Annotated in this window: 1 protein-coding gene; it reads left to right on the top strand. The window is 74.5% G+C overall.

Features of this window, described 5'->3' with window-relative positions:
- A partial coding sequence (locus tag ON37_RS08430) for a biotin/lipoyl-containing protein (protein ID WP_040718270.1) occupies nt 1-408 on the top strand: 408 nt, incomplete at both ends.

Here is a 408-nt window from a genome sequence, read left to right as displayed (position 1 = left end):
CCGGCCGAATCGGCTCCCCCCCAGGAAGCCCCGGCACAGCAGGCGCCCGCGCAGGAAGCGCCCGCCCAGCAGGCTCCGGCCGCCGCCTCCGGCGGTGCCGCCGAAGGCACGCCGGTGACGATGCCGGAACTCGGCGAATCCGTCACCGAGGGCACCGTGACCCGCTGGCTCAAGCAGGTCGGTGACCAGGTCGAGATCGACGAGCCGCTGCTCGAGGTCTCCACCGACAAGGTCGACACCGAGATCCCGTCGCCGGTGGCCGGCACCCTGCTCGAGATCAGCGCGAACGAGGACGATGTGGTCTCCGTCGGCGGTCAGCTCGGCGTGATCGGCAGCGGTTCGCCCGCCCCCGCGCAGTCCGCTCCCGCCCCGGCTCCGGCCCCCGCGCAGGAAGCCCCCGCCCAGCAG

This window comes from Nocardia veterana NBRC 100344 (assembly GCF_000308855.1).
GTDB lineage: Bacteria > Actinomycetota > Actinomycetes > Mycobacteriales > Mycobacteriaceae > Nocardia > Nocardia veterana.
This window is presented reverse-complemented; position numbering and strand designations above follow the sequence as displayed.